We start from the raw sequence: 14,742 nt of genomic DNA, 5'->3' as shown, positions 1-14,742 counted from the left end.
ATACTCCGCGGCGGCTATGGTTCGCGGGGATGACAGCTGAGGTTGGGGCGCCGGACGTGGTCTACCATCGGCAGGGATTGGCAAGGACTTACGTCGACGACACCGCCGGCTTGCGGCCGTAGATCGCATCCGCGCGCTTCTCGAACGCCGCCGACATGCGCGCGAAGATGGTGTCGAACATCGAGCCCATCAGCATCGCCAGCATGCGGCTCTTGAACTCGTAGGCGATGAAGAACGTCACCTCGCAGGCGCCCTGCTCGCGCGGCTCGAAGCTCCAGCGGTTCTCCAGGCTGGAGAACGGCCCGCTGACATATTCGACCAGGATCTTGCGCCCGGCGCGGTCGAGCGTGACGCGGCTGGTGAAGGTCTCCTTCACCAGCTTGAACGACACCGTCATGTCGGCGACGACGACCTCGGTGCCATCGGGCTTCTGGCTACGCTGGCGCACCACCAGCTTCTCGCACAGCGGCACGAATTCGGGATAGCGCTCGACATCGGCGACGAGGTCGAACATCTGCTCGGCCGTATGCGCGACGCGGCGCTTGTTGGAAAATCTCGGCATCTGGTCTCGATCAGCGCGCGATGGCGGCGCGCGCGGCCTTCAGCTTGGCGAAGTCCTCGCCGGCATGGTGCGAGGAGCGCGTGAGCGGGCTCGCCGACACCATCAGGAAGCCCTTGGTGTAGGCGACGGTCTCGTAGCCGGAGAATTCCTCCGGCGTGACGAAGCGCATCACGGCGTGGTGCTTCCTGGTCGGCTGCAGATACTGGCCGATGGTGAGGAAATCGACCTCCGCCGAGCGCAGGTCGTCCATCACCTGCAGCACCTCGTGGCGCTCCTCGCCCAGGCCGACCATGATGCCGGACTTGGTGAAGATGGTCGGATCGATCTCCTTGACCCGCTGCAGCAGCCGGATCGAGTGAAAGTAGCGCGCGCCGGGACGGACCGAGAGGTAGCGCGACGGCACGGTCTCGAGATTGTGGTTGAAGACGTCGGGCTTGGCGGCGACGACCTGCTCAAGCGCGCCGTCCTTGCGCAGGAAGTCCGGGGTCAGCACCTCGATCGTCGTGGTCGGGCACTTGGCGCGGATGGCGCGGATGGTCGCTGCGATATGCGCAGCGCCGCCGTCGGCGAGATCGTCGCGGTCGACGGAGGTGACGACGACATGGGCCAGGCCGAGCTTGAAGGTGGCCTCCGCCACATGCTCGGGCTCGCCGGCGTCGAGCGCCTGAGGCAGGCCGGTCTTGACGTTGCAGAAGGCGCAGGCCCGCGTGCAGGTGTCGCCCATGATCATGAAGGTGGCGTGCTTCTTGTCCCAGCACTCGCCGATGTTGGGGCAGCCGGCCTCCTCGCAGACGGTGACGAGGCCGTTCTCGCGCACGATGTTGCGGGTGTCGGCGTAGCCGCGGGTGGTCGGCGCCTTGACGCGGATCCAGGCAGGCTTGGCCGGCGAGATCGAGTCCGGCCGGTTCGCTTTTTCGGGGTGGCGCGGGCGCAGCGGCGTGTTCGAGAGCGTGTCGACGATGGTGACCATGGGATTCGCACAAACCTCTGTTGCGCCCTAGCTATTCCGTGCCGCGGCGCACCGCAACCGGCTGGCCGAGGATACCAGGGCATGGCAGATATGGGCAGCGCGGAACAGCGCTGATCGAGGCGGATTTTCTCCAGAATGGCGCAAAAACCGGCAAAAGCCCCCGGGGTTTCACGGCCCCGGCGGCATGGCGCGGCCAAACGGCTGACGCGGGCGTTCTTCGCCCGCGAGGTGCTGGAGGTGGCGCCGGAGCTGATCGGGGCGACCTTTCTGGTCGACGGCGTCGGCGGAACCATCGTCGAGGTCGAGGCCTATCATCACACCGACCCGGCGGCGCATTCGTTCCGCGGCCCGACGCCGCGCAACCAAGTGATGTTCGGTCCGCCCGGCTTCGCCTATGTCTACCGCTCCTACGGCATTCACTGGTGCGTGAATTTCGTCTGCGAGGCGGAGGGCTCGGCGAGCGCGGTCCTGATCCGCGCGATCGAGCCGACGTTCGGGATCGATGAGATGCGGCAGCGGCGCGGGCTGGAGGATGTCAGGACACTGTGCTCGGGGCCGGGCAAGCTGACCGAGGCGATGGGGATCACGATCGCCCATAATGGCCTGGCGCTGGATGCTCTACCGATCGAGCTGTTCGCACGAGCGGGTGATGTCGACGTCGTCACCGGCGTGCGCATAGGCATCACCAAGGCCGTCGAGCTGCCCTGGCGGTTCGGACTGAAGGGCTCGCGGTTTTTGAGCAAGCCGTTCGCGCGCTAAGCCCATGGCAGTCATTCCGGGATGGTCCGAAGCACCAGACCCGGAATCTCGAGATTCCGGGTTCGATGCTTCGCATCGCCCCAGAATGACGAAGGAGAGAGGACTACGTCACGCGCCCTGAAGCCGCGACAACGCGTCTTGGAGCTTGGCCTTGCGGGCCAGCGCCGCCTCGCGCTTCTCCTTCTCCTCCTCGACCAGTTCCTCGGGCGCGTTGGCGACGAACTTCTCGTTGCCGAGCTTCTTATCGACGCGCTCGATGTCGGCCTCGGCCTTGGCGATCTCCTTGCCCAGGCGGGTGCGCTCGGCGGCGAGATCGACCACGCCCTTGAGCGGCAGCGCCGCGACCTCACCGCGCACGACGAGCTGGGCGGAGCCTTCGGGCGCCGTATCGGCGAAGGAGATGTCGGAGAGACGCGCAAGGCGCTTGATCACCTCGCTCCAGCGCGGCGCGCGCTCCCTCGTCTCGGCGGAGGCAGCGACGAGCGCGAGCGGCATCAGAGTCGCCGGCGGGATGTTCATCTCCGCGCGGACCGAGCGGATCGCGGTAACGAGATCGACCACCCAGCCGATCTCGGCCTCGGCCGCTTCGTCCTTGAAGCTGGCGGCGTCGAACGAGACCAGCAGCGGCGGCACCAGGGGATCGCCGAAGCTGGCGGCCGACAGCGCGGCGATCTCGGCGACCGTCGGCCTGTCGGTGCGGTGCGGCCAGGGTGACAGGGTCAGCAGACTGTCGCGCTTGGCGGTCGACTCCCACAGCGCCTCGGTGATGAAAGGCATGAAGGGATGCAGGAGCTTGAGGATCTCGTCGCGCGCCCAGGCCACCATCGCGCGGGTCTCGGCCTTGGCCGGGCCGTCCTCGCCGAGCAGGGTCGGCTTGGAGAGCTCGACATACCAGTCGCAATAGACATCCCAGACGAAGCGGTAGATCGCATTGGCCGCGTCGTTGAAGCGATACGCCTCCAGCGCCTCGGTGACCTCGCGCGTCGCGGCGGCCGCCTCATGGGCGATCCAGCGATTCAGCGTCTCCTTGGCGGAGGCCGGATCGAAGCCGTCCGGCACGGTGCAGCCGTTCATCTCGGCGAAGCGGCTGGCGTTCCAGAGCTTGTTGGCGAACTTGCGGTAGCCGTCGACGCGCTGGGTCGACAGCTTGATGTCGCGGCCCTGCGCCGCCATCGCGGCCAGCGTGAAGCGCAGCGCATCGGCGCCGTGCTCGTCGATCAGCGCGAGCGGATCGATGACGTTGCCTTTCGACTTCGACATCTTGGCGCCCTTCTCGTCGCGGACGAGCGCATGGATGTAGACGGTCGAGAACGGCACCTCCTTCATGAAGTGGATGCCCATCATCATCATGCGGGCAACCCAGAAGAAGATGATGTCGAAGCCGGTGACCAGCACGTTGGTCGGGTAGTAGCGCTTCACCTCCGGCGTGGCATCCGGCCAGCCGAGCGTCGAGAACGGCCACAGCGCCGAGGAGAACCAAGTGTCGAGCACGTCCTCGTCACGCGTGATGAAGCCGTCGCGCTTGTTTCGGTCGAGCGCCATCTCGCGCCCCTGCTCCGCGGTGATGACCTCCTGCTCGACATAGTAGCCGAGCGCGTTGGACACCGCCTCCTCCTCGGTCTCGGCGACGAACACCTTGCCGTCGGGCCCGTACCAGGCCGGGATCTGGTGGCCCCACCACAGCTGGCGCGAAATGCACCAGGGCTGGATGTTCTCCATCCAGTCGAAATAGGTCTTCTCCCAGTTGCGCGGCACGAACGTTGTCGCGCCCGACCTGACGGCTGCGATCGCCGGCTGCGCTAGGGTCTTGGCGTCGACGTACCACTGGTCCGTGAGGTACGGCTCGATGACGACACCGGAGCGGTCGCCATGCGGCACCATGTGCGTGTTCGGCTCGACGCGCTCGAGGAAGCCGAAGGATTCCAGCCGCTCCAGGATCTTCTTGCGCGCAGCAAAACGCTCGATGCCGTGGAACTCCCTGGCAAACTCCTCGGAGCCCTCAGGCAAGCCGCGCAGATAGTCCTCGTTGTCGACCAGCGCGATGCAGCCTTCGCGATCGAGAATGCTGATCTGCGGCAGGCCGTGGCGGCGGCCGACCTCGAAGTCGTTGAAGTCGTGCGCCGGCGTGATCTTGACCGCGCCGGTGCCCTTCTCAGGATCGGAATAGGTATCGGCGACGATCGGGATCTCACGCCCGACCAGCGGCAGGATCACGCGCTTGCCGACGAGATGCTGATAGCGTTCGTCGTCCGGATGCACCGCGACCGCGCTGTCGCCGAGCATGGTCTCGGGACGCGTGGTGGCGACCACGATGAAGCTCGTGGGATCCTCGGGGCTGAACGTCGTGCCCTCGATCGGATAGCGCAGGTACCAGAGATTGCCCTTGACCTCGATCTGCTGCACCTCGAGGTCGGAGATCGCGGTCAGGAGCTTCGGGTCCCAGTTGACCAGCCGTTTGTCCTTGTAGATCAGGCCGGCGCGGTGCAGCTCGACGAACACCTTCACGACGGCCTTGGAGAGGCCCTCGTCCATGGTGAAGCGCTCGCGGCCCCAGTCGCAGGAGGCGCCGAGGCGCTTGAGCTGGTTGATGATGGTGCCACCGCTCTCGTCCTTCCACTGCCAGACGCGCGCGAGGAACTTTTCGCGGCCCATCTCGCGGCGGCCGGGCTGCTGGCGCTCCATCAGCTGACGCTCGACCACCATCTGGGTCGCGATGCCCGCATGGTCGGTGCCCGGCTGCCACAGCACGTCGCGGCCGCGCATGCGCTCGAAACGGCACAGGATGTCCTGCAGCGTGTTGTTGAGCGCGTGCCCCATGTGCAGCGAGCCGGTCACGTTCGGCGGCGGGATCACGATGGTGAAGGGATCCGCATTGCGCCGATCGGGGCGACCGGCGGAGAACGCGCGGGCATCCTCCCAGACCAGGGACATGCGACCTTCGAGATCGGTGGGCTGATAATTCTTATCGATCATGGCATTTCCAGCGGCGCGGGGCCGGCTGTCCAATTCGGGATGTCGCGGAACTCGTCCGGGCCTTTTGTGACACGACCTGAAAAAGCTCGCGCAAGCTGTTGGTGCTTGGGCTGTTTTCGGACTGATGTCCGACCGCGGACCGCGCTCCCGGAAGAGCCCTCTCGATCCGTCCGGCAGGGATCAGCTTGACAGGGCTAGAAAGCCGCCGCGGCGCGCCAAGTCAACAGCAGCGGCGAACATTGACGGATAGCGTCTACCGCCCGCCGCGGCTCACTCCAGAACGGAACGGGAGATCGTGCCGTCTTGGCGTCAGCGGCCGCGCGAGACGCGCTCGATCTCCGCCTTGACGATGCGCTCCACCAGGGCCGGAAGATTGTCATCCAGCCACGATTTCAGCATCGGACGCAGCATCTCCTTGACGAGGTCCTCGAGCGTCCGGGCGTTGTTGCTCAGCACCGTATTGGCCAGCGCGTTGAACGCCGATTCGACGGCGTTCACCGTCGATGGGGCCAGGATCGGCTGCTTCGGCGTGACTTGCTCGAACGCGGACTCGAAGCTGGCAGCCTTCTGATTGAGCCGCCCGGCCTCGATGAACTCGATATCGTCCCGCGGATCCACCTTTCGGAAGGATGCCGCGGCGGGGGCTGGCGCTGGAGCGGGAGTCGGTGGGGCCACTGCCATGTCGTCCGTCAACTCGAGTACTTCAGGTTCGGGATCGGGCTCGGGTGCTACCGGCCGAACCTCTGCGACCGGAGTCGTTTCATCCAAACCCGCCAGCAATGCGTCAATGTCGTCCTGGTTGTTGCTCGCGGCGGCCGCAGGCGCTGGCGGCGGTGCGGGAGGTGGAGGTGCGGGCTTGGCGGGAGCCGCAGCGGCGATCTTCGAAGGTGGGATGTCGTTCATCGCCGACTTCGCTGCCGGGGCCGCCGGCTTCTCGGCCTTGACCGGCTCCGGCGCGGCGGCCTTGTCTGCCGCCGGCGGCTTACCCTCGTCGTCGGCAATGATACGCCGGATCGACGCCAGAATCTCCTCCATGGAGGGTTCTTGGACCTTCGCAGGCTGCGTCATTTCCGACTCCAAATCAGCAACGCTGCCGTACGAACCGGCTCAGCGCAAAAGTCCCGGGCGCCGGCCCCAAGTGGCTTGGACTTCTCAACGGACATGCCAACTTGTCTCCGGACAAGGCCTGATCGATGCAAAACAACAGAACGATACTGCCCATGTCGGAGTCTATTCTTGGAAGAACTTCCGACGCAGTCCGAATCGTTCGGCGGCCATTTTGAGGCTATGTCATGGCAACAAATGAATGCAAGCAACGCCGGCCGCGAACCCGGTGGAGCACGGAGGTCGCCCGTCAAGCGTCGCCCATTCGTCACAACCACAGCATGTGCCACAAAAAAATCCCCCGGCCAAGGACCGAGGGATCAGGGTCGATAATAAGAATGTACTAACGACCATCCGGCGTCCGTACACCTGCCCAGTTATCCCGGACCTGCTGGTAGTGCACACTGGGATCGTAGCTGGTGGTCGGCAGGTTCAGCACTTGCGGTGACAGCCGCCCCACGGTCTGAAGCACCGTATAGGATGCCACCACGCGGTCATGCTGGGCGTTCACCAGCGAATTCCGCGCGTTGACCAGCGCCTGCTGAGCGTTGAGCACGTCGAGGGTGGTGCGCTGCCCGGCCTTGGCCTCTTCGCGGACACCATTGAGGGCGATCTCGGAGGCTGAGACCTGGGCCTGTGCCGACTGCACCTGTGCCTTGCCCGCAAGCAGCTTGCCCCAGGCAGATACCACGTCGGAGCGAGCCTGATCGCGCGTCTGCTCAAGGGTAAGACGCCGTTGAGCCAGCGTCTCCTTCGACTGCCGGATCAATGCATATTCGCCGCCACCCTGAAAGATCGGCACGTTGAGCGTTGCCGTCGCACCGGCATTGAACGCCTTGTAGGATTGAACCGACGTTTCGTACGATTCGGTCGCCGAGGCCTGGAGCGTGACGGTCGGCAGCAAAGCACCTTCGTTGATTTTCAGCTGCAGGAATTGAACGTCGATGCCGTACATCGCGGACGTCACGCTCGGGCTTTGGGTCAAGGCCGTCTCGATCGCTTGCTGAAGCGTAGGCGGCAAGTAGCGATCAACAGGGGAGCCCGGCATGAGATTCACCGGCTCACTGCCGATGATGCGTCGGAAATTCGACCGTGTCGCAGTCAGATTCGCTTCGGCCGTGAGCTGCTGCGTGCGGCCTGCCGCCAGCTGCGCCTCGGACTGCGCAACGTCAGTGCGGGTGACTTCGCCGACATTGAAGCGGTCGCGCGTCTGTTTGAGCGTCTGCTCCAGCACCCGTGTATTGCTGCGCTGAACCTCGACGATCGCCGCATCGCGCAGGTAGTCCATGTAGATGGTGGCCGCCGACAACAGCACGTTCTGCTCCAGAACGCGCAGACCTTCCCGCTCACCAGAGACACTTGCTTCAGCCTTCCGGACACCATTGGCCGTCTGCTGACCGTTGTAGAGAGTCTGGTTCACCGTCAAACCGACACTGCGCGGCCGCTGCAGGCCGCTGGCGGCGGGGGCACCGGGAGCAGCCTGCAGATCCGTGTACGACACCCCGCCCGTCGCCGACAGATTTACTTTCGGCCGATACCCCGAGAGCGCCTGGGGGACACCTTCGTCGGTCGCGCGAACAAAGGCGCGCTGGGCATTGAGCTGAGGATTGTTCTGATACGCGCGCACCAGCGCAGCCTCGATCGTGTCGGCCAGCGCTGGCGCCGGGCCCGCACAAGCCATCACGAGGACCGCAGCCGCCGCTGCAGTGACGAGCTTCACCCCAAACATCCCTGTTCCATTCATATGTTACCGGCTCGAACGCCAGAGCCGGGCCGTAACCTGTTGAAGAGACTCCCGCGCACCTCGCACCTTATTCCCCATGCATGCGCAACGGAACTACCCAAGCCTGGAACCTGTGCCGAAAACTGTCAACGTGCAGCATCCGGGCCACACTTCTGATTTAAAACAGAATTTTGCCCGCCAGAGGGCGCGAAAACGACGCAGCAAACCCTCCTGCGCTACGGAATGGCCCGGCAGTTCAGAGAAGCCGCGAAGAGCTTCGTCGGACGCTTTAGAACACGAACTCCGGGACCTGTTCGAGACCGGGAATGACCGGTGCCGCGGCATCGAACAGGACCCTGCTGCCGATATCACCATGCGATCGCGTAAAGATCATGGCGCGGGCGGGACGTACGGTGGCGAAGACACCGACCAGGCGGCCGCCCTCCTTCAATTGACGGCAAAGACCGTCGACAGGGACCTCGGTGGCCCCATTGAGGAGAATCACGTCGAAGCGGCCGTCCGCCGGATCACCCTGCGCGGCCGGCGCGACCCGAATCGTGACCGGGCAGCCATCGACGGCGGCAAGCAGCTGCTTGGCGCGCCCTTCGACAGCAGAATCGACCTCGATCGCCGTCACGCTGCCCGCGAGTCGGGCGGCCAGCGCGGCGAGATAGCCCGTCGCACATCCAACCACGAGCACGCTGTCGGTTGGCTTGATCTCGGCAGCCTGTAGCAGCTTTCCGGTCAGCATCGGCTTGATCAGATACCGCTTGGCAGAGGCGGATTCGGAGACGTCGAGATCCAAGTCGAGATAGGCCAGCGCCTGCCGATCTGCGGGAACGTAGGCTTCCCGCGGCACGGTCAACAACGCATCCAGCACGCGGTGATCGGTGACGTCGCTGGTCCGAACCTGACCATCGACCATTTTCTGGCGCGCCGTCGCGAATGAAGACATGAGCAGACCTGCAAGCAAAGTGGATGGACCGCGGACGATCTGCGCAATCTTTTGGTACAAGGTCCCCGAAAAGGCAACATGCGGGTTTGAACGGATCCGCTGGGAAGCCGCGTCTGCGAGAGCGGTCGCCAGCTACTCGATCACCACGGCGAGTCGTCCGAGCAACTGCACGATCTCGTCAATATGTTCGGAATCACCGCGCGTCACCATGTCGGCCAGCCGCGTGAGGCATTCGTCGTCGCTGAGACGCTCGACCTGGTCGGGAATCAAGGAGGGCGCGGAGGCGGCTTCGGCGAATTGGATCACGGTGTTTGGCATCTGCGACACTCCATGAGCGCGGGCACTGGCCGGTTCCAGCCAAATATCGGTGGCGCTCTACTCCCCTCCAAGTGAAATTCCTGTCATCGAACTGTGGGCGGCCGCTGCCCAGCAAGCGTTCAAAATCAATATAACCATCTGAAAATTCGCTACTTTATTCCATAGTGCGCAATCGTCGCAAAGATGCGATTTCGTTCTATGCAAGGCGGAAAGGCTTTGTTATACGCTGCCCCGCTCGCGAACATTGCTTCGCCTGTTCCTCGGTAGCTCAGCGGTAGAGCATTCGACTGTTAATCGAATGGTCGCTGGTTCGAATCCAGCCCGGGGAGCCATTCTGGCCAAGCCGAATGGTTCTTTATCCTCACATTCCCTCTTTCTTGTGACGCTGGGCACCCGCCGATTCGCGGCGAACGCGCGCCTCCTGACCGTCATCTGGCTGGGCGGCGTGGCTGTCCGCCTTGACGGCGCATGGGGCGTCGGGCAAGCGGGACGGATCTCTTGCAAGTGGCGACCAGCGATGCCGATTTCCGATCATCTGAGAGCCGTCCGCAGCAAGATCGGCCATGATCTGTTGGCGACCACGGCAGTTTCCATCTCCGTGTTCGACGACCATGGCCGCATTCTGCTCGGACGCGACGCGGAGACGGGCCTCTGGACGTTGCCCGGCGGCGCCATCGATCCGAATGAGCACCCAGCCGATGCGGCCACCCGCGAATGCTTCGAGGAGACCGGACTGGTGGTCCGGCCAAAACGTCTGCTCGGGGTGTTCGGCGGCCCGGAGTTCCTCATCCGCTATCCCAACGGTGATCTGACCTACTATACGGTCATCGCGTTCGAGGCCGTCATTGAAGGCGGCGCGCTTGCGCCCGACGGCGAGGAGATGGCGAGCCTGCGATTTGTCGATCGCGCGGAGTGGGAACAGCTTGCGGTTTCACCATCGAGCCGAATCATCTCGCGGCAGGCGCTCCAGCACGACCCCGTCCCCTACTTCGCTGCCGCGAGCTGGCGGCCCGAGAGCTGATCCGGACCCAAGACGTTGGATCCTGTCGCCGCAATTCTCATGCTGATGGCCGGTCTGCTTCACGCGACTTGGCATGCCATCGTCAAGACCGGCAGCAGCCTCTCCCTCCTGGCTGGCATGGGGCTGGTGAGCAGCGTCCTGATCCTGCCCTTCATGTTTCTCGTTCCCGTTCCGGCCCCCTCGACCTGGCCGCTCATCGTCGCTTCGCTCGTCTTGCACGCAGGCTACAAGGCGAGCCTCGCAACGGCCTACCGCTCGGCCGAGCTTGGACGCTCCTACCCGATCGCGCGCGGCGCCGTTCCGCTATTTGCAGCGCTGTTTGCCTCGCTGGGTCTACAGCAACCGCCACGGAGCGGGCAGTTGATCGGGATTGCCGTGATCGTCCTCGGCATCACCGGCCTGGCGCGCGACCGCATCCACGGCCCCGTCGATCGTCGTGCGTTCTGGGCTGCGATCTGCGCCGCCGCACTGGTCGCGGGCTATTCGGTCGTCGATGCGGCAGGCACCCGGCAGACCCAAGGCTGGGCTTCGTTCACGGTCTGGATGATCGTGCTCGACAGTGTCGCGTTCTTCCTCGTCGCGATGATGCTGCGAGGGCCTGCGCTGGTGTGGGAGATCCGCGACGCCTGGATTCCGGTGCTGATCGCAGGAACCCTGGGGCTGGCGTCATTCGTGGTATTCCTTTGGGCCTTGAGCCGCAATCCGATCGCCAATGTGGTGGCCTTCCGCGAATGCAGCGTCTTGTTTGCGACGCTGATCGGCGTGCTGTTCTTGAAGGAGCGAGCGACGCCGCGGCGGCTCTGCTGCGCCGCACTGATCGCAGCCGGGCTGGTCGCCATCGCCTTGCTCAAGCCGGGCTGAGCTTCTCCAAACTGCCGAAGCGATTGGTCCGGAAAGCATGGTTCCATCTCGTCGCGCTTAGTGCACATACGCCCGCCCGCGGCCGGGAAGTTCCGTAAAGCTCCTCGTTGCAGAATCGTAACAACTAATTCAGTGTTAACCACTTTCTCATTTTCGAGCTTCAACCTATTGTCCTTGTAGCGTGAGAGTCCTTCAGTCCCGCTGATACTGAGGTGGCCCATGCCTACTGTCCTCATTATTGATGATGACTATGCTACGCGCGCTGCGCTGGAAGCATCATTGAAGAAGAAGCGGTTCTGCGTGTTTCTCGCGCCGGACGGTCCGACCGGCGTTCGATTGATCGGCAGCGTGTCCTTCGATGCCGTCGTGATCGACATGTTCATGCCGGGTATGGATGGGATCGCAACCATTCGTGAGCTCATCAAGATCGATCCCACGGTGCCGTTCATCGCGATCTCCGGCTACGCATTCACCGACAAGAAACAGGGCGCTCCGGACTTCCTCGGTATGGCAATCAAGCTCGGAGCGACGGCTGCGTTGCAGAAGCCGTTCGACATCCGCGATCTGCTCGAAGCGGTCGATCGTTCGATCGAGGTGCGTCAACGACTTCTGACCGAGGCGCGGCACGTGGCTCCTCGCTCACATCTGTCAGGAAGGCCTCATGATGAACATCCTGGTCGTTGATGACGAAGTCGGCGTTTGCTGTGTCATCCAGCACCTTCTGGTTCGCGAGGGCTACGCGGTGACTGCCGTCACCAACGGTCGGCTGGCGATGGATGCGGTGACCCGCGGTGACTTCGCCGCGGCTCTGATCGATCTCAACTTGGCCGACATGGACGGCAACGACGTGATCCGGGCTGCACGCGCGGCTCGGCCCACGATGCCCATCGTGATGATGTCGGGCATGGTGCTGGAATCAGGACGCGGGACGGCTGATTTGCTCGGCCTCTCGGCCAGAATGGTCGGCCTTCATCGTTTGGCGAAGCCGTTCAAGCCGAAAGACCTGTCGCAGCTGATGCGTGACATTCTGGCGCAGGACACCGAACCTCTCGCCGTCGCGGTCTGACCGCCAGCGATTCGGTCGCACGCGTCGAGCCGGACGTTTGGAGCGGATCGCCTCTTCGACCTTTGCCGGAGAAGCAGCCTGCGACTCGCGGCGGCCATGTCGATCTCTTGCTCACGGTCGGCTGCAGGCCGGCTCGTCGTCGCTGTACGGCATCACCTGGCGCACAGGGAGACGGGTCAAGGGGAGACGAGAAGTCTCGAGGGGTGTGAGCCTGTTCACACCGGAACAGCGCGGACCGCGGTACCTTTTGGAACGACGGGCACCGGTAACGATTAGGTCCTTTGCGCCCGATCGTTAGAATTTGAGCGATCCGCTCAATTTGAACAAAGTGGAATTTTGCCATCGTGGCTCGCAGTTTGCGCGAGGGCAAGATGAGCGAAGCCGAATACGAGTTGTTGATGGACGTTGTGAGAACGGCTATTGCGCCCGAGACCGAGACCGATTCCATGGCCCGCTTGTTTTCGATCCTGCATTTCCCCACGGCAGCCAACGACAACCAGGGCGCCTGGCCGCTGATCCCGTTTCCAGACGGCTGGTTCGCGGCCTGCTGACGCGCGATCCTCTGTCGCCATGCAGGCCAGGCGATCGGCACGTCTTGGCCGGAACATTGCTGCAGTCTTCGTTTCCTGGAATGGCGACGACCGAGGCCGCCGCCATTCAGATCACCGGCGCTACTTCCTGACTGCGAACACCCAGACGACGCCGCCTTGCGGGACGTTGTCTTCGAGACCGATGTTGCCTTTCGAGAGCGCATCCTGGATGCGCTGCGCGTCGACGCCCCAGCCGGACTGCACGGCGATGTACTGGGTGCCATCGACCTCATAGGCGACCGGCATGCCCATGATGCCCGAATTCGTCTTCTGCTCCCACAGCAGCTCGCCGGTGTTGGCATGGAAAGCCCGGAACATCCGGTCATTGGTGCCGCCGACCAGGACGAGATCGCCCGCTGTCGCGGTCACCGACCCGAACAGCTGGGATTTCGGGAAATTGTGCGACCAGACCTTCTTGCCTGTCGCTGGATCCCAGGCCTGCAGCTCCCCGAAATGGTCGGCACCGGGCCGCACCGTGAGCCCGATGTCCTCGGCCTTGGTGCCGAGCCAGAGCTGGCCGGGAACGAACGACAGCTTTTCCCCGGTGAAGCCGCCGCAGAAATTCTCGTTCGCCGGCACGTAGACGAAGCGCGTCTTCTGGCTGTAGGCCGCGGACGGCCAGTCCTTGCCGCCCCACAACGAGGGACAGAAGTCCACCCGCTTGCCGAGCGTCGGCTTGTGCGCGGGATCGACGATCGGCCGTCCCGTCTCGGGCTCGATCCCCTTCCAGACATCGGTGTGGACGAAGTTCCAGCCGTTGACGTAGTTGATGCGCTCCGGCGTGCGCTCGAGCACCCAGAAGATGGCGTCGCGTCCGGGATGGATCAGGCTCTTGAAGCTGCGGCCGTCGCGCTGCAGGTCGACCAGCATCGGTGCATCGACCTCATCCCAGTCCCACGAATCGTTCTGGTGATACTGGAAATGCGTCTTGATCTTTCCGGTCGCAGGATCCAGCGCGATCACCGAGCTGGTGTAGAGATTGTCGCCGGGGTGCAAGCCCCCTGGCCAGGGCGCGGCGTTGCCGACGCCCCAATACACCGTCTCGGCGTCCTTGTCGTAGGTGCCGGTCATCCAGGCAGACCCGCCGCCGTTCTTCCAGTCGTCGCCGCTCCAGGTGTCATGCCCGGGCTCGCCCTCGGCAGGGATCGTGAAGGTGCGCCAGAGCTCCTTGCCGTCCTCGGCGTCATAAGCGGCGACATAGCCGCGGACGCCGAACTCGCCGCCGGAGCCGCCGACCATCACCTTGCCGCCGACGATGAGCGGCATCAGCGTGAGATATTGTCCCTTCTTGTAGTCCTGGACCTTCTTGTCCCAAAGCACCTTGCCGGTCTTGGCGTCGAGCGCGACCAGATGATCGTCCGTCGTGGCGAGGTAGAGCTTGTCCTGCCAGAGGCCGACGCCGCGATTGGTCGGATGCAGCTGGAACAGATCCTCGGGGAGCTCGCGCTTGTAGCGCCAGTACTGGTCGCCTGTCTTGGCGTTCAGCGCGATCACCTGTCCCATCGGCGTCGTGATGAACATGACGCCGTTGTTGACCAGAGGCGGCGCCTCGTGCCCTTCGACGACGCCGGTGGCAAAGGTCCAGACCGGCACCATGTCCTTGACGTTCGTGGTGTTGATCTGGTCGAGCGGACTATAGCCTTGGCCATCATAGGTCCGGCGATAGAGCATCCAGTTGCCTGGCTCGGGATTTTCGAGCCGCGCGGGCGTGACAGGACTGTAGTTGTCGATGGGGCCGGCCACGGCTGCAGGTGCGGCGAGACAGGTGAACGCCATGGTGCTCGATAGCAGCCATTGCTTGATCGCGGTGGACGTGATGGACATGGACAAACCTCCCCTG

General features: G+C 64.0%; 14 protein-coding genes and 1 tRNA gene. 7 read left to right on the top strand and 8 right to left on the bottom strand.

Annotated features, from left to right (window positions below):
• Nucleotides 1-88 precede the first annotated feature (88 nt).
• Nucleotides 89-562 (bottom strand): type II toxin-antitoxin system RatA family toxin, encoded by a 474-nt coding sequence (locus tag QW881_RS23625; RefSeq protein ID WP_315757514.1) that lies wholly within the window; start codon nt 560-562, stop codon nt 89-91.
• A gap of 10 nt (nt 563-572) precedes the next feature.
• The gene (lipA, locus tag QW881_RS23620; RefSeq protein ID WP_315757515.1) at nt 573-1,532 is read right to left on the bottom strand and encodes a lipoyl synthase; all 960 of its coding nucleotides are present in this window, start codon (nt 1,530-1,532) and stop codon (nt 573-575) included.
• Between the two features lie 135 nt (nt 1,533-1,667).
• Here lipA and QW881_RS23615 point away from each other — a divergent pair, with 135 nt between their 5' ends.
• Nucleotides 1,668-2,291, top strand: a complete 624-nt coding sequence (locus QW881_RS23615) for a DNA-3-methyladenine glycosylase (RefSeq protein WP_315757516.1) — start codon at nt 1,668-1,670, stop codon at nt 2,289-2,291.
• Nucleotides 2,292-2,399: 108 nt separating this feature from the next.
• On the opposite strand, the gene QW881_RS23610 is transcribed toward QW881_RS23615, so the two are convergent.
• From QW881_RS23610 to QW881_RS23590, 5 genes are all read right to left on the bottom strand, one after another.
• Nucleotides 2,400-5,264 (bottom strand): valine--tRNA ligase, encoded by a 2,865-nt coding sequence (locus tag QW881_RS23610; protein ID WP_315757517.1) that lies wholly within the window; start codon nt 5,262-5,264, stop codon nt 2,400-2,402.
• Nucleotides 5,265-5,573: 309 nt separating this feature from the next.
• Nucleotides 5,574-6,332, bottom strand: coding sequence for a DUF2497 domain-containing protein (locus tag QW881_RS23605; RefSeq protein WP_315757518.1), 759 nt, complete (start codon nt 6,330-6,332; stop codon nt 5,574-5,576).
• Between the two features lie 379 nt (nt 6,333-6,711).
• Complete coding sequence (locus tag QW881_RS23600; protein ID WP_315757519.1) at nt 6,712-8,097, bottom strand: TolC family outer membrane protein; 1,386 nt, start codon at nt 8,095-8,097, stop codon at nt 6,712-6,714.
• A gap of 283 nt (nt 8,098-8,380) precedes the next feature.
• Nucleotides 8,381-9,046 (bottom strand): protein-L-isoaspartate O-methyltransferase family protein, encoded by a 666-nt coding sequence (locus QW881_RS23595; protein ID WP_315757520.1) that lies wholly within the window; start codon nt 9,044-9,046, stop codon nt 8,381-8,383.
• 132 nt (nt 9,047-9,178) lie between these two features.
• Nucleotides 9,179-9,364, bottom strand: a complete 186-nt coding sequence (locus tag QW881_RS23590) for a hypothetical protein (RefSeq protein ID WP_315738031.1) — start codon at nt 9,362-9,364, stop codon at nt 9,179-9,181.
• A 257-nt stretch (nt 9,365-9,621) separates the two neighbouring features.
• On the opposite strand from QW881_RS23590, the gene QW881_RS23585 reads away from it, so the two are divergent.
• The 6 genes from QW881_RS23585 to QW881_RS23560 all read left to right on the top strand — a co-directional run bounded on the left by QW881_RS23585 (nt 9,622) and on the right by QW881_RS23560 (nt 12,863).
• Nucleotides 9,622-9,696, top strand: a tRNA-Asn gene (locus QW881_RS23585).
• A complete protein-coding gene (locus tag QW881_RS23580) occupies nt 9,663-10,385 on the top strand; it encodes an NUDIX domain-containing protein (RefSeq protein ID WP_315757521.1) in 723 nt (240 codons plus the stop codon). Before QW881_RS23585 ends, QW881_RS23580 begins: the two co-directional genes overlap by 34 nt.
• A gap of 15 nt (nt 10,386-10,400) precedes the next feature.
• Nucleotides 10,401-11,246, top strand: a complete 846-nt coding sequence (locus QW881_RS23575) for an EamA family transporter (RefSeq protein WP_315757522.1) — start codon at nt 10,401-10,403, stop codon at nt 11,244-11,246.
• A gap of 219 nt (nt 11,247-11,465) precedes the next feature.
• A complete protein-coding gene (locus QW881_RS23570; protein WP_315757523.1) occupies nt 11,466-11,930 on the top strand; it encodes a response regulator in 465 nt (154 codons plus the stop codon).
• The gene (locus QW881_RS23565) at nt 11,908-12,312 is read left to right on the top strand and encodes a response regulator (protein WP_315757524.1); all 405 of its coding nucleotides are present in this window, start codon (nt 11,908-11,910) and stop codon (nt 12,310-12,312) included. Before QW881_RS23570 ends, QW881_RS23565 begins: the two co-directional genes overlap by 23 nt.
• Before the next feature lie 371 nt (nt 12,313-12,683).
• Nucleotides 12,684-12,863, top strand: coding sequence for a hypothetical protein (locus QW881_RS23560; protein WP_315711867.1), 180 nt, complete (start codon nt 12,684-12,686; stop codon nt 12,861-12,863).
• Between the two features lie 120 nt (nt 12,864-12,983).
• Here QW881_RS23560 and QW881_RS23555 read toward each other — a convergent pair whose 3' ends face one another.
• Complete coding sequence (locus QW881_RS23555) at nt 12,984-14,726, bottom strand: methanol/ethanol family PQQ-dependent dehydrogenase (protein ID WP_315757525.1); 1,743 nt, start codon at nt 14,724-14,726, stop codon at nt 12,984-12,986.
• Nucleotides 14,727-14,742: the final 16 nt, after the last annotated feature.

Source organism: Bradyrhizobium sp. SZCCHNS3016, assembly GCF_032484535.1.
Taxonomy (GTDB): Bacteria; Pseudomonadota; Alphaproteobacteria; order Rhizobiales; family Xanthobacteraceae; genus Bradyrhizobium.
The sequence above is the reverse complement of the archived record's forward strand: the minus strand, read 5'-3'. Positions and strand labels throughout refer to the sequence as shown.